Below are 17,223 nucleotides of genomic sequence, written 5' to 3'. Positions count from 1 at the left end.
GCGGCTCAACCCCCGTACTGCAGCAGCTTCTTGACCGCCCGTCCGAACATCAGGCGGCCCGCCCTCGCGAGCAGCGGGTCGCACCATCGCGGCAGCGGGCGGACGCGGATCTCCTCGCGCCATGCGACGAGGGACCCGGCGCCGTACGGCGCCACCTCGATCTCGGCCCAGCCGGTGATGAACGTGCCGCGCTTCTCCAGGCGGCACCGCCCGGCCGAGTCGCCGTACGGGGGCGCCCAGTCGACGACCTCCATGGGGTCGTCGAAGGTGTGGCGCCCGACGCCGGTCCGCGGCACGAAGACGGTGCCCTCGCCGGTCGGAGGCGGGGTCGCGAGCCTGACGCGGGTGAGGGGGACGGCGTCCCCGTGCCGCTCCCAGTCCGTCATGCGGCGCCACGCCTCGGCGGCGGAAAGCGGCGATTCACGGGTGATTCGGAAGAAGGCCACGCCCGGATCCTAGAACCGCGGGCACCATTCGCCGCACTGCCCGGCGCGCGCCGGATCTGCGTGCTTCCTAACTCCTAAAACCCTACGATCTGTTGTGCCAATTTGATCATGAAACCCCCACGCCGGCTGGAGCGCCCCATGGCACACGACCCCCACGTCATCGACCCCGCGGGACGCGGCCTCCACGCGGAGGCCGACCTGCTGCGCACGCGCGGCACCGCCGCCCTTGTCGAACTCCCGGGCGGTATACGCGCCTGGGCCCCGACCCGGTACACGATCCTCAAGCAGCTCCTCGCCGACGACCGCGTCTCCAAGGACCCCAACCAGCACTGGCCCGCCTGGATCAACGGCGAGTTCCGCGAGACCTGGGTCAACTCCTGGGTGGGCGTGACCAACATGTTCACCGCCTACGGCAGCAACCACCGGCGCCTGCGCAAGCTGATCTCGCCCGCGTTCACCAAGCGCCGCACCGACGGCCTGCGCCCCCGCATCGAGGAGCTCGCCGCCGGCCTCCTCGACCGGATGGCCGAGGCGCCCGACGGCCGCGTCGACCTGCGCGCCGCGTACGCGCACCCGCTGCCCATGCAGGTCATCTGCGAACTGTTCGGGCTGCCCGAGGACCGGCAGGCCGACGCCGCGCGCCTCGTCGCGGGCATCATGGACACCACCGCCACCCCCGAACAGGCCATGGCCATCTGGCAGGAGGTGCAGGAGCTCCTCGGGGGCCTGGTCGCCCTCAAGCGCGAGACGCCCGCCGACGATCTCACCAGCGTCCTGATCACCACCCGCGACGACGAGGACGGCTCGGGCCTCACCGAGCAGGAGCTCATCGACACACTGCTGCTCGTCATCGGCGCCGGCCACGAGACGACCGTCAACCTCATCGGCAACGCCGTGCAGGCTCTGCTCAGCCACCCCGACCAGCTGGCCCGGGTCCTCGCGGGCGAGATCCCCTGGAACGACGTGATCGAGGAGACCCTGCGCTGGGCCCCCTCGATCGCCAACCTGCCGCTGCGGTACGCCGTCGAGGACATCGAGCTGCCCGACGGCGTCAAGATCCCGCAGGGCGACGCGATCCTCGCGACGTACGCCTCGGCCGGGCGCGACCCGCTGCGCCACGGCGAGGACGCCGGATCCTTCGACGTCACACGTGTGGACAAGGAGCACCTCGCCTTCGGGTACGGCGTCCACTACTGCGTCGGCGCGCCGCTTGCCCGTCTCGAAGCGGCGATCGCGCTGCCCGCGCTGTTCGAGCGCTTCCCCGCCCTCGCGCTCGACGCGAGCGAGGGCGCGGCCCCTCACGTGGAGTCGTTCATCGGCTTCGGCTACGGCGAGTTGAAGGTCACGCTGTAGGGACCCAGGTGATGGTGGGGGAGGCGGGTCAGGGCCGGTAGATCTTGCCCGGCTCGGCCTTCCCCGGCGCGAAGAGCTGCGGCACGGTCACGAACACGTAGCCCTTCGCCTTGAGTTCGTCGATCACGCCGGGGACCGCGGGCACGGTGCCCTTGTAGATGTCGTGCAGCAGGATGATGCCGTCGCGCTTCGTCTGGTCGACGACGCGTTTCCTGATCACGGCCGAGTCGTTCGTCGTGTAGTCCTTGGCCGTCACGCTCCACAGGATCTGGGCGAGCCCTTCCTTCTTGGCGAGCTCGCTGACGTGGTTGTTCGTGCGGCCCTGGGGCGGCCGCATCAACGTCGGCCGCTTCCCCGTCAGCTGCTCTATCGCGTCGTCCGGCCGCTCGAACTCCTCCCGTATCTGCGCGTCGCCGATGTCGGTGAGGATCTTGTGGTCCCAGGTGTGGCTCGCGACCTCGTGACCCTCGCGCTCCATGCGTCTGACCAGCTCCGGGTACTTCGCGATGTGGTTCTTGCCGAGCAGGAAGAACGTCGCGGGGACGTGTTTCTCCTTCAGGATGTCGAGCAGCCGCGCGCTGTGCTCGCTCGGGCCCGCGTCGAATGTGAGCGCCACGCACTTCGCCCTGCGGCAGTCGACGCTCCCGAGTGAAGCCGGCGCGTTCTTGGCGTCCGTGTCGCTCCTGTCGGCCCTGGCCCCGCTCGGGGCGGTCGTGTCGTACGACGTGCAGCCGCTCAGGCCCAAGGTCAGGGCGCCGGCGGTGAAGAGCGCGGCGGCGGCGTGGAACGCGGCCCTGGTTTTCCTCATCTTCTGATTCGCGGTAGGCATGCGAGGACTATACATAGCGTGTATACGCGAGATGTATAGTCGGGGTGTATAGGCATCTGGCCTGCTGCGATGCCGTTGGGTGGGTGCTGATCCGCGCGGTGGTCGTGGCGGGGAGGGCCCGGCCGGGGTGTGCGCGCACGATTGACAGCGCGTGCGCCGTTGCGGATGGTGTCCCTCTGGCGCGACGCCTGACGGTTGGGGGACCGAGATGGGTGTGGGGGACGGGTACGCGGGGTCGGGATCCGGGTCGGATTCGGGATCGAGGTCAGGGGCGCCTTCGGGATCGGGGGAGCGGGAGCCGCAGGATGCGGTGCCGGCGGATGTGATTCCCCGGGATGCGGTGGAGCCGGAGCCGGAGCCGGAGCATGAGCCGGAGGCCGGCCCGAGCGGCTCGGCTGCTGCTGGCCCTGGCCCTGGCCCTGACGCTGGCCCTGACGTCGGCCCTGGCGCTGACGCGGATCCGGGCCCGGGTCCCGCGCCGAGTTTCGGCCCTCCCGGACCAGGGGCGCCCGTCACCGCGGGGTCGGCGTCCGGACCGGCCGCACCCCAACCGCCGAGCCCCGCACCGCCGCAGGCGTACCCCGCCGCACCGCCCCCGCCGACCCATCCGCCGGCATTCGGACCGCCGCCACCACCACAATCACCGGTGGCCCCCGCACCCAAGGCTCCCGCCGATCCCGTGCGAGCCGTGGCCGCCGGTCTGCTCAACCTCACCGGACTCGGGGCCGGTTACTTTCTCCTGCGGCGCTGGGGCCTGGCTGCCGTCTGTCTCGCCGCCACCGCCGCGCTGCTCGTACTCGCGCTGCCCGCCGAACCCGACGGCGTACCGGCCGGGCTGCTCGTCGGGTACGGGCTCCTGCTGCTCGTCGCCGCTCTGGATGGGGCGCGGCGAGCCGCAACCACCCCACTACGCAGCCCAGTTGTGGCGATGGCTCTCGGAATCGTGCTGCTCGCCGTACCCGCCGGAGGCGTCGTCGCGTACGACGCCGCGCGCGACGACGCCGTGGAGGAGATGCTGCTCGGCCGCCTCGACGACGCCGACGCGCTCGTCGCGAAGGCCGCCGCCCGCACCTCGTTCGCCGAGGGCCGCGGCGACTACACGACCGCGCTCGCCCGCTACCGCGAACTCGCCCACGACCACGCAGGATCCAAGGCCGCCGGGCTCGTGCCCGACCGGCTCGACGCCTACTACAAGGCCGTCGCCAAGCCGTACACGGACAAGAAGGACTGCGAGGCGATCGAGCCGCTCACCTATCTGCGGACCGTGCCCGGCAGGGGCATGGACCGCGACGTGCTCGGCTCCCTCGTCACCTGGCCCGACAAGCCACTCGCCGCCTCCCTCTACGCCTGCGGCACCGGAGAGCTCGGCACCGGGTCCGCCGGATCAGAAGGCGGTGCACTGGGTCAACTCCTGCGTACATTCCCGAAGTCGGAGCAGGCGGGGCAGGTCGGAGGCGCCCTGCGCGACGCCGTCGCCGCCCGCGACCGCAGCCTCGGCGGCGCCGAACCCTGCACGGTCACGGACGAACTGCGCAGCATAGGCGAGACCGCCGACGCGCTCCCGAATGATGCGGGAGCGGGCGTGGCGGCCGACGTCGACAAGGCGGTCGAGAAGGGCGTCTACGCCTGCGGCGTCGACGAGTTCAAGGACAGGAAGTTCGGCGACGCCCGCAAGACGCTGGCCGACTTCGCGGACACGTACAAGAACAGCAAGAACAGGGCCAGGGCCGAGGACATCGCGATCGCCGCCGAGATCGCCGGGTTGCGTCCCGCCGCCGGTAACCGCCTTCCGCCCGCCGGGAGTCCGGGCGGCGCCCGGATGACGCTCGTCGTCAGCAACGACGGTCCCGGCCCCGTCGAGGTCCTCTACACGGGCCCGGTCACCGGCAGCGTCAAGCTGGCCGCCTGCGGCTCCTGCACGATGTACTCGAGCGAGTCAGCGGGCAGGAGCAAGGCCTGCAAGGCGAACAGGAAGTACCCGAAGGCCACGATCAGGCTGCCCGCCGGGAGCTACCACTTCCTCCACAAGCACAGCGGGGACACGACGGCGGCCATCTCCGACCGTGCCGCCGGGAGCGAGATCAGGCCGGGATACTCGTACACGCAGTGCAGTTACGTCGTGCGCGGCGGCGGCCTGTGATCGGCTGACCCCTCGCCGGGCGGCGCCGCGTGCGGGACGGGGCAGCCGCGCAGGCCCGGCGTCGGGAACGTGCCGAGATCACTGACGCGGTAGCCGTCCGGATAGCTCTTGATCTCCCAGTTCTGGCGGGCCTGGTGCGGCGCGCGGCGGGGCGGCAGCAGACGTACCGCACGGCCGCGCAGGCGGACGGCGCCCCGGACGAGCGTGCGCGTCAGGGGGCTGGGTGGCTCGTAGTCGAAGGCGCGCAGGAGCGGCTCGTCGAGCAGCGCGACCGTCGCCTTCTTCAACACCGGTTCCAGGACGCCCGGATACCAGGACGCCATGAGGGTGAGCGTCGCGTCCGAAACGCGTCGCCCGGCCTCGTCCCGGCCGAAGTGCTCGGCCTCGTACGTATCGAGGCAGGTCTCGAACTCCTCGTAGGACTCCGGGATGCCCTGGATTCCCATGTGCCGGCCCAGCGCGCGGTAGTAGTACGCCGAGGCGATCACCTCGTGGCGCGAGAGGCGACGCCAGCCGTAGGCGTCGATCCAGCGTTTGGGTACGACGACGAACGTGCACAGGACGTACCGCATGTCGTCGTTGCTGATGTCGTAGCTGCGGTGCATCTGGTTGATGCGGCGGATCGCCGTGCGCCCCTGGATGCTGTCGAAGCCGTGCTCGACGACGGTGTCCAGCAGCAGCGAGGTGTCGTCGTAGCGCTTCTGTGAACGCTCCGCCAGTTCGGCTGTCCGGTCCAGCAGTTGGCCGATGCTCGGTACGGCGTAGGTGCGGTAGAGCGCCAGCTCCAGTGCCCGCGTGAGGTCCCACGGGAATTCGTAGGTGGCGGTCAGCCGGTAGATCCTCAGCCAGTCCCGGTCCGGGTCCAGCCGTCGGATCTGCCGGAGCCGTTCATAGCGCTGCATGCCATCCCCCATCTGTGGCCGGGAGATCAACCCTACGACGCGGCCCCGCCACCGGCTCCGATTCGGCGCGGTATGAATTGCGGCGGTGAAGTGCGGGGCGGCGCAGGGCAGTTCGGCCCCCAGGGGCCGGTTGCCAGGTCAGACCTCGGCGGGTACGCGGCCGGGGGCCCCGGCCTCCTGGCGCAGGCCGAGCTGGTCCGCGGGCACCCGGTGCGTCTCGCGCGCGGTGAGGGCCGCGATGACCGGCGGGACGCAGAGCGCCGCGGTGAACAGGGCGACCGTGGACCAGTCGTCACCGTTCGGACCCGCGAGCTGCGCCGCGAACGTCACCGCGAACCCGGCCACCGCGAAGCCGATCTGTGTACCGATCGCCACACCGGAGAGCCGCACGCGGGTCGAGAACATCTCGCCGTAGAAGGACGGCCAGACACCGTTGGCCGCGCTGTACACGACGCCGAAGGTGAGGATGCCGAGGACGAGGACCAGCGGGTACGACCCCGTGGAGATCGCCCACAGATAGCAGGCCATGAGCACGGCGCTGCCGACGGCGCCCACGAGGTAGACCGGCTTGCGGCCGATACGGTCCGAGAGCTTCGCCCAGAGCGGGATCGCGCCGAGGGCCGCCACGTTCGCGAGGGCGCCCACCCACAGCATCCCGGACCGGTCCATGCCCACCGAGTCGCTCGTCGCGTACGACAGGGCCCACACGGTGAAGATCGTGCTCACGGAGGCGATCAGGGATCCGGCGACGACGCGCAGGGTGTCGGCCCAGTGGTCGCGCAGCAGTACGGCCAGCGGCAGTTTCACGACGCCCTCCGTCGCCGCCTGCTTGGCGAAGGCCGGGGTCTCCTCCAGGGAGCGCCGGATCGCGTACCCGACGACGGCGACGGCGACGCTCAGCCAGAACGGGACGCGCCATCCCCACGAGAGCAGCTGGTCCTCGGGCAGAGCCGCGACCGGGATGAAGACGAGGGTGGCGATGAGCTGGCCCGCCTGCGTGCCGCTGAGGGTGAAACTCGTGAAGAAGCCGCGTCGGCCCGGCGGCGCGTGCTCCAGCGTCATCGAGCTCGCGCTGGCCTGCTCGCCCGCGGCGGAGGTGCCCTGGAGCACGCGGCACAGCACGAGCAGCACGGGGGCGAGCGAGCCGACCTGGGCGCGGCTCGGCAGACAGCCGATGAGGAATGTGGACAGGCCCATCAGGATCAGCGTGAAGACCATGATCTTCTTGCGGCCGAGCCGGTCGCCGATGTGGCCGAGGAAGAGCGCGCCGACGGGGCGGGCGGCATAGGCGACGCCGAAGGTGGCGAGGGAGAGCAGCGTCGCGTTCGCGGGGTCGGACTCGTCGAAGAAGACCTTGGGGAAGATCAGGGCCGCGGCGCTGCCGTAGATGAAGAAGTCGTAGTACTCCAGGGCGCTGCCGGTCCAGGCCGCGAGCGCTGCCTTGCGCGGCTGGGCCTCGGGGGCGCGAGGCGGCGCGGCGGCGCCGGGGGAGGGGACGGTCACGGCGTACTCCTAGGGGGACGCTTCGGCGATGAAGCGAGCGGAGGGGTGCGGGGTGGTGTCGCGGTGTCTTTCTGTGCCCCTGGGGGAGGGGCGAGCGGCTAATTAACCCACTGGGTAGTTAGTAGCGGATGGCTACGGATGTTGCGCTGGCGTTACCCGCGTGTCAAGAGGTGGGCCGCGAAAACTTCCGCACGAGATGCCCTCCCGGCACCCGCTCCGTTCCGCACGAGGTGCCCTCCCGGCACCCGCTCCTAGTCCTCGGTGCGGTCCGCCGTCAGATAGGCGATGACCATGTCGCCGAGCATGGTCCGGTAGTGCTCGCGCCGGTCCTCCGCCACCAGGTCACGGCCGAAGAGCGCGCCGAACGTGTGCCGGTTCGAGACCCGGAAGAAGCAGAACGAGCTGATCATCGCGTGCAGGTCGACGGCGTCGATCTCGGCCGTGAACAGGCCCGACGCGCGTCCGGCGTCGAGGATGCGGCGGATCACCTCGATCGCGGGCGAGTTGAGCGCGCCGAGCTGTTCGGAGGCGGCGATGTGCTCCGCCTCGTGGATGTTCTCGATCGCGACCAGGCGGATGAAGTCGGGGTGCGCCTCGTGGTGGTCGAAGGTGAGCTCGGCGAGCCGGCGGATGGCCGCGACCGGGTCCAGATGGTCGACGTCGACCTCCTGCTCGGCCTGCCGGATCGCCGAGTACGCGTGCTCCAGAACCGCCGTGAACAGCTGTTCCTTGCCGCCGAAGTAGTAGTAGATCATCCGCTTCGTGGTACGGGTGCGGGCCGCGATCTCGTCGACGCGGGCGCCCGTGTATCCGGCGCGGGCGAACTCCTGGGTGGCGACGTCGAGGATCTCGGCCCGGGTGCGGGCGGCGTCGCGGGTCCGTCCGGCGGGTCGCGTCGGCTCTTCGACTGTGGCCATGCGTTCCTCCGGGTCGGTTCTGTGCTGGTGATTGTAGAAGCAGGGCCGGGGCCGGCGACCGGCTGCCCTTTCCAGGATGACGCCTTCCTGATATTACTAACGAACCAGTTCGTACATTAGGAGGAGCGCGGTGTCCCAGGACTCCTGTCTCGTCGGTCTGATCGGTTCGGGCATCGGCCCCTCGCTGAGCCCCGCGCTCCATGAGCGGGAGGCCGACCGCCAGGGCCTGCGCCATCTCTACCGGCTGATCGACATCGACGCCCTGGGTGTCACCCCCGACCGGGTCGGCGACCTGGTGCGGGCGGCCCGGGCCGTGGGCTACGACGGCCTGAACATCACCCACCCCTGCAAGCAGCTCGTCATTGAGCACCTCGATGAGCTCGCCCCGCAGGCGGCGGCGCTCGGCGCCGTCAACACCGTCGTGTTCGAGGGCGGGCGCGCCGTCGGCCACAACACCGACGTCACCGGTTTCGCGGCCTCCTTCGCCCGTGGCCTGCCCGACGCCCCGCTCGACCGGGTCGTGCAGCTCGGCGCGGGCGGCGCGGGCGCGGCCGTCGCGCACGCCGTACTCACCCTGGGCGGCGGCCACCTCACCGTCGTGGACGCACTGCCCGAGCGCGCCGAGGGCCTGGCCGCGTCGCTGAACCGGCACTTCGGCGAGGGTCGCGCGTCCGCCGGGACCCCGGACCGCGTCGAAGAGCCCCTCGCCCGCGCCGACGGCCTCGTCCACGCCACACCCACCGGCATGGCCGCCCACCCGGGACTCCCGCTCCCCGCCCGCCTGCTGCGCCCGTCCCTCTGGGTCGCGGAAGTCGTCTACCGCCCACTGGAAACGGAACTCCTGCACACCGCAAGGGAGTTGGGCTGCGCCACACTCGACGGCGCAGGCATGGCGGTGTTCCAGGCCGCCGACGCGTTCCGCCTCTTCACGCGCCGTGAGCCGGACGTCACGCGGATGCTCGCGGACATCGCCGAACTCGCGGGTGCGGCGGCGGCCCGAGGCTGACACCCCGGCCCCCACACCGCCCCCTCCTCCTCCCTCTCAAGGAGCACCGTCGTGCGTACCTCGATCGCCACCGTCTCGCTCAGCGGATCCCTGACCGAGAAGCTGACCGCCGCCGCCTCGGCCGGGTTCGACGGGGTGGAGATCTTCGAGAACGATCTCCTCGCGAGTCCGCTCACCCCCGAGGAGATCCGGGCCCGCACCGCCGACCTCGGCCTGACCATCGACCTCTACCAGCCGATGCGGGACATCGAGGCGGTGCCGCCGCAGGAGTTCGAGCGGAACCTGCGCCGCGCCCAGCACAAGTTCCGGCTGATGAACCGGCTCGGCACGGACACCGTCCTGGTGTGCTCCAGCGTCTCGCCCCTCGCCGTCGACGACGACGCGCTCGCCGCCGAACACCTGCACCGGCTCGCGGAGTCGGCGCAGGAACACGGCGTACGCGTCGCCTACGAAGCACTCGCCTGGGGCCGCCACGTCAGCACGTACGACCACGCCTGGCGCATCGTCGAGGCGGCGGGGCACCCGGCACTCGGCACCTGTCTGGACAGCTTCCACATCCTTGCCCGCGGCTCCGACCCCAAGGGCATCGAGAACATCCCCGGCGAGAAGATCTTCTTCCTCCAGCTCGCCGACGCCCCGCTGATGGCGATGGACGTGCTCCAGTGGAGTCGCCACTACCGCTGTTTCCCCGGCCAGGGCGGCCTGGACGTGACCGGACTCGTCCGGCACGTGATCAACGCCGGTTACCCGGGCCCGCTCTCGCTCGAAGTGTTCAACGACGTCTTCCGGCAGGCCGACGCGGGCCCCACCGCCGTCGACGCCCGGCGCTCCCTCATGCTCCTTCAGGAGGCCGCCGGCCTCACGGCGCCGCCCGCACCGGTCAAGACCACCGGCTTCGCCTTCGCGGAACTCGCCACCCCGGACGCCGGTGCCGTGTCCGCGCTCCTCGGCGCGCTCGGCCTGGAACGGGCCGCCAGGCACCGCAGCAAGCCTGTCGAACTGTGGCAGTGCGGCGAGGCCCGCATCCTCGTCACCACGGATCCCGTCCGCCACCGCGACGGCCTCGCCCTCGCCGCGCTCGGCCTGGAGTCCCCGGACCCGGCGGCCGCGACCGCCCGCGCGGACTCGCTCCTCGCCCCCGTACTGCCCCGCCACCGGGCACCCGATGATGCCCCGCTGGACGCGGTGGCCGCGCCCGACGGCGTGGAGATCTTCTTCTGCGCGACGGACCGGGAGGGCCTGCCGAACTGGCGGGAGGACTTCACGCCGCTGCCCGGCGACGGCTCCGGCGACGGCCCCGGCTCCCGCTCCGGCGAACATGACCGGGACCGGCGGGGCGCCGTCCTGCGCATCGACCACCTCGCCCTCACCCAGCCCTGGCACCAGTTCGACGAGGCCGCGCTCTTCCACCGCACGGTCCTCGGGCTCCGGCCGCAGGAGAGCGTCGACGTCGCCGACCCCTACGGGCTGCTGCGCAGCCGCGCCGTCACGAACGACGACGGCAGGGTGCGGATCGCGCTCGGCATCGGCCCCGGCCCCGCCGACGACGCCGGCCGTGCCCAGCACATCGCCCTGGCGACGAACGACGTGGTCGCCGCCGCGCGCGCCTTCCAGGACGCGGGCGGCCGCCCGCTGCCCGTACCGCCCAACTACTACGACGACCTGGCGGCCCGCTTCGAGCTCGCCCCCGGCGAGGCGGAGACGTACCGGGAACTCGGCATCCTCTACGACCGTGACGAGCACGGCACCTTCCGCCACTTCTACACGGAGACGGTCGGCCGGGTCTTCTTCGAACTGGTTCAGCGCGACGGCGGATACCGCGGATACGGCGCCCAGAACGCCCCCGTCCGCCTCGCCGCCCAGCACGCCCTGCGCCCCGGACGCAGGTAGGGCCCCGCAACTACGGGCCGAACCACGTCAGTCGAGGCAGAACTCGTTCCCCTCCGGGTCGGTCATCACGATGTAGCCCGTGCTCAGCGGGGGAGCGGGCTCATCGCGTCGTACCCGCGCGGCGCCGAGCGCGACGAGCCGGGCGCACTCGGCCTCGAGCGCCGCCATGCGCTCCTCCCCCTCCAGTCCGGGTGCCGCACGGACGTCTAGGTGGACGCGGTTCTTGGCGGCCTTGTCCTCCGGCACCTGCTGGAAGAACAGCCGCGGACCCTGCCCTTCCGGGTCCTCGATGGCCGACCTCGTGTTGCGCTGCTCCTCCGGTACGCCGATCCGCGCGAGGAAGCCGTCCCACGCGGCGAGAGGGTCGGCGCCCTCGGGTACGTCGACGCCGGGCGGGCCCGGGTGGACATAGCCCAGTACGTCGCGCCAGAAGGACGACAGCGCCCGCGGGTCGTGGGCATCGAAGGTGACCTGGATGTGGCGGCTCACGCGGTGCTCCGTTCGTTGCGTGGTGCGTGTGTGCGGGCGAGGGTCCGCGGCGGAGTGCGTCTGCGGCCCTTGAATCACCCTGGCACCTCTCGCGGACAGATTCGGTCCGCGACCCCGGTGCGCCGAAGGCAAAAGCTGCTTGGTCGTTCAACCAATGCCCACGGTGCCGGGGCGGGGTTTTCCGTGTGGTGCACCAGTCGTTTCCGGCCCTGCTCCCGGCTTCACTGGCTGTGAGGCAGCAGCTGAGGGGCGCCGGGTACAAGGACGTCGCGGTCATGGGCGGCGGAGCGCCGGCCTCCGCGCTGGAGGCGGATCTCGTCGACGAGGTGATCCTCCACCAGGTGCCCGTCCTGCTGGGCGGCGGTCGCAGCTTCTTCCACGAGCTTCCGAAGCACGTGCGCCTGCGTCAGCTGGAAACCATCGTGGCACCGGGCGTGACCCACCTCCGCTACGAGGTGGTCCGATGATCCTCGGCACCGGAGGGCTGGGCATGACCGGCGCCCACACCGCCCGCGCGCTCACCGTCCAGGACGAGGTTCCGAGGTACGTCGAGCAGTACACGCCATCGACCCTCCACGCTCGGCCGGGGGGCCGGGGACGAAACGCGCCGGGCCGGTCCCGCGTTGCCATTCCTCACCTACGCGGCCTCCGTGCTGGTCGGCGGCGACGGTTTCGTCGCGGCGTTCGTGGCAGGCCTGTGCTACGCCCCTGCCGCGCACACCTTCGGCAGCGACAACCTCGGCCTCGAGCATGACGTGAGCCATCTGATGGCCCCGGCTGTCTGGTTCACCTTCGGCGCGCTGATCGCGCAGGAGTTCGCCCACCGCCCGCTGGGATGCTCCCCGATCAGGGAGCATGCAGGCTGGTGCCCAGGACCGGGCTCGCGGTCGGACAGGGCTGTGGAGAGGACCCCATGGGCAGGACGCGCACGACGGGCCCCGGCGGGAATGGGGCCGCGCGGCTGTTGGCACGTCTGGCCGTGCTCGCGGTGGTGGGTTCGGTGGTCGTGCTCGTGCTCGCGCTGGGGGAGGGCGGCCTGGTCGTCGTCGGCGCCGGGCTCCTGGGGCTGATCGTCTGCGCGGTCGGCATCTGGTGGTTCGTGGCGCACCGCGGACTGGTGCGGCTGGGCGGGGCGCTCCTCGCGGTCATGTCCCCCGTCGCCGTCCTGGTGCTCTTCGCGCACGACGGCCTGTGGCTGACGGCTCTGGTCCTCTGCCTGTGCTGGGGCGTGGCCCTGGCTTGCGCGAGGACGGCGCTGCGCAAGTCGCGCCCGGAGCGGCCGACGCGGACGAGGGCCGCTTCCCGGCCGAACCGGCCGGTCCTGATCATGAATCCGAAGTCCGGGGGCGGGAAGGTCGGCCGGTTCCGGCTGGTCGAGCGGGCGGAGGAACTCGGCGCGCGGGTGATCCTGCTCGATCCGTCCGCCCCGGCGGACGTCGCCGCGCTGGCCCGGCAGGCCGTGGCCGAAGGCGCGGACCTGCTCGGCGTCGCCGGCGGCGACGGCACCCAGGCCCTGGTCGCGGCGATCGCCGCCGAGCACGACCTGCCGTTCCTCGTGGTCTCCGCCGGCACCCGCAACCACTTCGCCATGGACCTGGGCCTCGACCGCTCCGACCCTTCCCGCTGCCTCGACGCGCTGACGGCCGGCGAGGAGGTCCGGGTCGACCTCGGCGACATCGCGGGCCGGGCCTTCGTGAACACCGTGTCGTTCGGGGTGTACGCGGATGTCGTGCAACGGCCCGAGTACCGCGACGACAAGGCGGGCACGGCGCTGTCCCTCATGCCGGACCTGCTGCTCGGCGAAGGGGTACGACGGCTCGACGCACGGGTCGACGGCACCACCCTCTCCTCCCAGCAGGCACTGCTGGTCAGCAACAACCCGTACACCTCACCCGACGAGCTCAGCGGCGGCGGCCGCCGGCCGCGACTGGACGACGGCGAACTGGGGGTGCTCGGGATCCGGGTGGAGGACGCGGCGCAGGCTGCCGACCTGGCCGTGCGGGGCTCGAAGTCCACCGGACTGACCGTCATGACCGCACACCGTGTCGAGGTGACGACCGACGCGGACGAGATCTCCGTCGCGGTCGACGGCGAGGCGCTTCGGATGCCCACCCCGGTGGTCTGCACGCTGCGCCCGGGGGCACTGCGGGTCCTCGTACCGCGCGACCGCCCCGGAGTCGTGGTACCCGAGCCGCCCGTGAACTGGCGGCGGATCATCGACCTTGCCTTCCGCCGTACCGAGCGGACCGCCGATGGGCAGACCCGCGCCTGACGGATGGCGAACGCGGCCGTCGACGCGGCGCGGCCGACACCTCCCCCGCACCGCCGGGCGGCCGCGCGTATTGCCGTAGCTCCGACCTCGATCCGCCCGGCAGCCGAAGTGCCCGAGGAGGACATCCGTGAATCAGGGCCCCCTCTCAGCGGTGCCGGAACCAGTGACTCTCCGAACGCCGCCGACCGGGCCACCCGGGTGCCAGATCCCTACTACAGCCAGTCCCGCTTCTTGAAAATGACGTACAGGCTCGTGCACACCACTGCCATCAGCGCGATCGCGAACGGATATCCGCCCGTCCAGTGCAGCTCCGGCATGTGGTCGAAGTTCATGCCGTAGATGGTTCCCACCAGTGTCGGTGCGAACAGGATTGCCGCCCACGACGAGATCTTCTTGATTTCCTCGTTCTGTTCGAAGCCCGCTTCGGCCAGTGCCCGCATCTCCGCGTTCTGCTGCTGGGTGACCTGCGTCGCGTTCACCGTCAGGATGTCCGCGAGGGCCTGGCGGAAGCCGTCGACGCGTTCGCTCGTGTGCGTGACGTGGTCGGCCACGTCGCGCAGGTAGCGCTGGAGTTCCTCGTCCGTGCCGTACTTGGCGAAGCCCGCCATCAGGGCGTGCAGCATGCCGACCAGGGGGCGGGTCGCGCGCTGGAACTCGACCATCTCGCGCGAGAGTTCGTAGATGCGCCGGGACACCTCGGGCGCTCCGGAGAAGACCTCCGTCTCGATCTCGTCGATGTCCGTCTGGACGCCGGCGACGACCGGGGCATAGCCGTCCACGACCGCGTCGAGGATCGCGTAGAGCACCGCCTCGGGGCCGAGTTTCAGCAGCTCGGGGGAGTCCTCCATGCGGCGGCGCACACCGGAGAGGTCGGGCGCCGCGCCGTGCCGGACCGTGATGACGAAGTCCGCTCCGACGAACACGTGCAGCTCCCCGAACTCGACCTCCTCGGGCGCGTCCAGGTAGCGGGCGGCGCGCAGGACGACGAACAGCGTGTCCCCGTACCGCTCCAGCTTCGGCCGCTGATGCGCCTCCAGCGCGTCCTCGACCGCGAGCGGGTGCAGGTCGAATTCGCCTGCCAGGGAGAGGAGTTCGGACTCCGTCGGGCGGGCCAGGCCGATCCATGCCATGCCGTCCTGCTGTTCGCGCAGCTCGCGGAACGTCTCGGCCAGCGTCGCGGGCGACGACACCCGTACCCCGTCCCGGTACAGCGCCGCCTGCACCACGCTCGCCGTCTCCGACGCCGGGTTGGTGGGTGCGGCGGGCGGGGGCGGCGTGGTGTCGGTCTCGGGCGGGTTCGCCGGCGACTGTCCTGCGGCGCGGCGCCACATGTACTTCTTCGGTTCCGCTCCGGGGCGGGTCCGCCGCTCTGCCATGTCTCCGCCTTGCGTGTCGAAACGGCTGTCACTTCGGCCACTGTGCAGGATATCCAGCCCAAAATACGGCCGGTGGGGGAGTGATCGTCAGGGGGCGGGTCGGCAGGTCGGGTGGGACGCGGGTGGTTGGCTGGGCGGTGGCTCTAGGCCAGTAGCTGTCCGCAAGTCCCGATAGCGTGCCGAGTATGACCACCACGCGGAGCACGGCCAAGGCAAGTGTGAGCAATGCGGCTGCGCCGACCCTGTCGGCCCGAGCCCTGGGTCGCGCCACCCTTGATCGTCAGTTCCTGCTGCGGCGCTCGCCGGTCACCGTGAAGGCCGCCGTGGAACATCTGCTGGGGCTCCAGGCGCAGAACGTGAAGCCGCCCTACGGCGCGCTCGCCGCCCGGCTCGACGGCTTCGACCCCGCCGAGCTCTCCCGACTCCTCGAGGACCGCGAAGTCGTCCGTATCGTCACCATGCGCTCGACCATCCACCTGCACAGCGCCGACGACTGCATGAGCCTGCGCCCCCTCGTCCAGCCCGCGCGCGAGCGGGAGCTGAAGATGTTCGCGAAGGGCCTGCCCGGCGTCGACCTCGACCGGCTCACCGCGCTCACCAAGGCGTACGTCGAGCAGGAGCCGCGTACCCCCAAGCAGATCAGGGAGCTGCTCCTCGCCGAGTGGCCCGACGCCGACCCCCTCGCCCTCACGATCGCCGCGCGCTGCCGGCTGCCGCTCGTGCAGACCACGCCGCGCGGCCTGTGGAAGCGCAGCGGCCAGGTCGCCCTGACCACCGCCGAGCACTGGCTCGACCGGGCTGCCGACCCGGCGCCCGCCCCGGACGGCACCGTCCTGCGCTATCTGGCCGCTTTCGGGCCCGCCTCGGTCAAGGACATGCAGCAGTGGGCGGGCCTGACCCGTATGAGGGAGGTCTTCGAGCGGCTGCGGCCGCAACTGGTCACGTTCCGCGACCCGCACGGGGTCGAGCTCTTCGACCTGCCCGACGCGCCCCGCCCCGACGAGGACACCCCTGCCCCGCCGCGTCTCCTCCCCGAGTTCGACAACGTGCTGCTCTCGCACGCCGACCGCACCCGCCTCGTGCCGCTCGCGTACAAGGACCGCATCTGGAAGGGGAACATGGCCTTTCCCACCTTCCTCGTCGACGGCCTGCTCGCCGGGCTCTGGAAGCTCGACGAGGCCAAGGACGCCTCCGTCACGCTCACCCTCCAGCCCTTCGGAAAGCTCACAGCGGGGCAGCGCGACGCCCTCACGGACGAGGCGGAGACCACCGCGCGCACGCTGCGGGCCAAGAGCACGTGCGACATCCGCTTCGGGACCGTACGGCCGGACTAGCGGCGGCTGACGGAGCGCCGGGCTCCCGCTCGCGGGTCCCGAGCGGCGGCAGCCGGCGCGCGCCGGGATCAGTCCGCGCGACCCGTCGCCGCGACCGTCACTCCCAGGCCGATCATCGCGAAGCCTCCCGTGCCGCCGATCAGCGACAGGCGGCGGTCGGACCGGGCGAACCACGTACGCGCGGCGGACGCCGTCAGGCCCCACAGCGTGTCCGTGACCAGGCCGATCGAGATCGGGATCAGCCCCAACAGAAGCATCTGCACGGGCACTTGACCGCCCGAATGGTCCACGAACTGGGGCAGGACCGCCGCGAAGAAGACGATGCCCTTGGGGTTGGTCACCCCGACGAGCGCGCCGTCCGCGACCGTCCGCAGATCCCCGCGCGGCGGGCCCTGCGGCGCCCGGATGTCCTCGGCCCGCATCTCTCTGCGATGCCGGAACGCCTGCACGCCGAGGAGGACCAGATACGCGGCTCCCGCCAGCTTCACCGCCATGAACACCGCTGCCGAGCGCTCCACCAGGGAACCGATCCCGAGCGCCACGCCCACCACGAGCACGTACGAGCCGATGACATTGCCGAGCGCCGTCGCGACCGCCGTCCGCCGGCCGTGCGCGAGCGCGCGCCCGATCACGAACAGCACGCTCGGCCCAGGGATCACGATGACAAGGAGCGACATCGCCGCGAACGCCAGATACCGGTCGGTGGACACCATGTTCCCCAGCATGTCCCCCAACCCCCTTCGTCGTCCACGGACCACTTGAGGAA

At 71.4% G+C, this 17,223-nt stretch carries 15 protein-coding genes; 7 read left to right on the top strand and 8 right to left on the bottom strand.

Annotated features, from left to right (window positions below):
* Window positions 1–5: 5 nt before the first annotated feature.
* Window positions 6–446 (bottom strand): SRPBCC family protein, encoded by a 441-nt coding sequence (locus OG698_RS13550; protein WP_406103277.1) that lies wholly within the window; start codon window positions 444–446, stop codon window positions 6–8.
* A 138-nt stretch (window positions 447–584) separates the two neighbouring features.
* Here OG698_RS13550 and OG698_RS13545 point away from each other — a divergent pair, with 138 nt between their 5' ends.
* Window positions 585–1,799, top strand: a complete 1,215-nt coding sequence (locus OG698_RS13545) for a cytochrome P450 (protein WP_406103276.1) — start codon at window positions 585–587, stop codon at window positions 1,797–1,799.
* A 28-nt stretch (window positions 1,800–1,827) separates the two neighbouring features.
* Here the strand turns inward: OG698_RS13545 and OG698_RS13540 are convergent, their stop codons facing one another.
* Window positions 1,828–2,628: a polysaccharide deacetylase family protein gene (locus OG698_RS13540; protein WP_406103275.1), complete on the bottom strand. Its 801-nt coding sequence runs from the start codon at window positions 2,626–2,628 to the stop codon at window positions 1,828–1,830.
* 646 nt (window positions 2,629–3,274) lie between these two features.
* On the opposite strand from OG698_RS13540, the gene OG698_RS13535 reads away from it, so the two are divergent.
* Entirely contained in the window at window positions 3,275–4,768 is a 1,494-nt protein-coding gene (locus OG698_RS13535; protein WP_406103274.1) for a hypothetical protein, read from the top strand.
* Here OG698_RS13535 and OG698_RS13530 read toward each other — a convergent pair.
* The 3 genes from OG698_RS13530 to OG698_RS13520 all read right to left on the bottom strand — a co-directional run bounded on the left by OG698_RS13530 (window position 4,741) and on the right by OG698_RS13520 (window position 8,090).
* Complete coding sequence (locus tag OG698_RS13530) at window positions 4,741–5,670, bottom strand: oxygenase MpaB family protein (protein ID WP_406103273.1); 930 nt, start codon at window positions 5,668–5,670, stop codon at window positions 4,741–4,743. The genes OG698_RS13535 and OG698_RS13530 overlap by 28 nt on opposite strands.
* Before the next feature lie 138 nt (window positions 5,671–5,808).
* Window positions 5,809–7,173: an MFS transporter gene (locus OG698_RS13525; protein ID WP_406103272.1), complete on the bottom strand. Its 1,365-nt coding sequence runs from the start codon at window positions 7,171–7,173 to the stop codon at window positions 5,809–5,811.
* 251 nt (window positions 7,174–7,424) lie between these two features.
* Window positions 7,425–8,090 carry a TetR family transcriptional regulator gene (locus OG698_RS13520; RefSeq protein WP_406103271.1) on the bottom strand — a complete coding sequence of 222 codons (666 nt, stop codon included), beginning with the start codon at window positions 8,088–8,090 and terminating at the stop codon, window positions 7,425–7,427.
* Between the two features lie 130 nt (window positions 8,091–8,220).
* On the opposite strand from OG698_RS13520, the gene OG698_RS13515 reads away from it, so the two are divergent.
* Together OG698_RS13515 and OG698_RS13510 are read left to right on the top strand one after the other, a co-directional pair.
* Complete coding sequence (locus OG698_RS13515) at window positions 8,221–9,096, top strand: shikimate dehydrogenase (protein ID WP_406103270.1); 876 nt, start codon at window positions 8,221–8,223, stop codon at window positions 9,094–9,096.
* A gap of 51 nt (window positions 9,097–9,147) precedes the next feature.
* Window positions 9,148–10,986: a bifunctional sugar phosphate isomerase/epimerase/4-hydroxyphenylpyruvate dioxygenase family protein gene (locus tag OG698_RS13510; protein ID WP_406103269.1), complete on the top strand. Its 1,839-nt coding sequence runs from the start codon at window positions 9,148–9,150 to the stop codon at window positions 10,984–10,986.
* A 27-nt stretch (window positions 10,987–11,013) separates the two neighbouring features.
* Here OG698_RS13510 and OG698_RS13505 read toward each other — a convergent pair whose 3' ends face one another.
* Window positions 11,014–11,475: a VOC family protein gene (locus tag OG698_RS13505; protein ID WP_406103268.1), complete on the bottom strand. Its 462-nt coding sequence runs from the start codon at window positions 11,473–11,475 to the stop codon at window positions 11,014–11,016.
* A gap of 230 nt (window positions 11,476–11,705) precedes the next feature.
* On the opposite strand from OG698_RS13505, the gene OG698_RS13500 reads away from it, so the two are divergent.
* The gene (locus OG698_RS13500; protein WP_406103267.1) at window positions 11,706–11,942 is read left to right on the top strand and encodes a dihydrofolate reductase family protein; all 237 of its coding nucleotides are present in this window, start codon (window positions 11,706–11,708) and stop codon (window positions 11,940–11,942) included.
* A gap of 446 nt (window positions 11,943–12,388) precedes the next feature.
* Window positions 12,389–13,747, top strand: coding sequence for a diacylglycerol/lipid kinase family protein (locus tag OG698_RS13495; protein ID WP_406103266.1), 1,359 nt, complete (start codon window positions 12,389–12,391; stop codon window positions 13,745–13,747).
* Between the two features lie 212 nt (window positions 13,748–13,959).
* On the opposite strand, the gene OG698_RS13490 is transcribed toward OG698_RS13495, so the two are convergent.
* The gene (locus OG698_RS13490) at window positions 13,960–15,123 is read right to left on the bottom strand and encodes a magnesium and cobalt transport protein CorA (RefSeq protein WP_406103265.1); all 1,164 of its coding nucleotides are present in this window, start codon (window positions 15,121–15,123) and stop codon (window positions 13,960–13,962) included.
* A gap of 185 nt (window positions 15,124–15,308) precedes the next feature.
* Here OG698_RS13490 and OG698_RS13485 point away from each other — a divergent pair, with 185 nt between their 5' ends.
* Entirely contained in the window at window positions 15,309–16,457 is a 1,149-nt protein-coding gene (locus tag OG698_RS13485) for a winged helix DNA-binding domain-containing protein (RefSeq protein WP_406103264.1), read from the top strand.
* Window positions 16,458–16,525: 68 nt separating this feature from the next.
* Here OG698_RS13485 and OG698_RS13480 read toward each other — a convergent pair whose 3' ends face one another.
* Window positions 16,526–17,170 carry a LysE family translocator gene (locus tag OG698_RS13480; RefSeq protein ID WP_406103263.1) on the bottom strand — a complete coding sequence of 215 codons (645 nt, stop codon included), beginning with the start codon at window positions 17,168–17,170 and terminating at the stop codon, window positions 16,526–16,528.
* Window positions 17,171–17,223: the final 53 nt, after the last annotated feature.

The organism is Streptomyces sp. NBC_01003, from assembly GCF_045162695.1.
GTDB lineage: Bacteria > Actinomycetota > Actinomycetes > Streptomycetales > Streptomycetaceae > Streptomyces.
Note: the sequence above shows the minus strand (reverse complement) of the source record. Positions and strands in the feature narration are given on the sequence as shown.

What these genes read in the sequence shown, in the direction of transcription:
- OG698_RS13485 (WP_406103264.1), top strand. Translation starts at nt 15,309, where the DNA reads ATGACCACCACGCGGAGCACGGCCAAGGCAAGTGTGAGCAATGCGGCT.
- OG698_RS13490 (WP_406103265.1), bottom strand. Translation starts at nt 15,123, where the DNA reads ATGGCAGAGCGGCGGACCCGCCCCGGAGCGGAACCGAAGAAGTACATG.
- OG698_RS13540 (WP_406103275.1), bottom strand. Translation starts at nt 2,628, where the DNA reads ATGCCTACCGCGAATCAGAAGATGAGGAAAACCAGGGCCGCGTTCCAC.
- OG698_RS13530 (WP_406103273.1), bottom strand. Translation starts at nt 5,670, where the DNA reads ATGCAGCGCTATGAACGGCTCCGGCAGATCCGACGGCTGGACCCGGAC.
- OG698_RS13520 (WP_406103271.1), bottom strand. Translation starts at nt 8,090, where the DNA reads ATGGCCACAGTCGAAGAGCCGACGCGACCCGCCGGACGGACCCGCGAC.
- OG698_RS13480 (WP_406103263.1), bottom strand. Translation starts at nt 17,170, where the DNA reads ATGGTGTCCACCGACCGGTATCTGGCGTTCGCGGCGATGTCGCTCCTT.
- OG698_RS13545 (WP_406103276.1), top strand. Translation starts at nt 585, where the DNA reads ATGGCACACGACCCCCACGTCATCGACCCCGCGGGACGCGGCCTCCAC.
- OG698_RS13495 (WP_406103266.1), top strand. Translation starts at nt 12,389, where the DNA reads ATGGGCAGGACGCGCACGACGGGCCCCGGCGGGAATGGGGCCGCGCGG.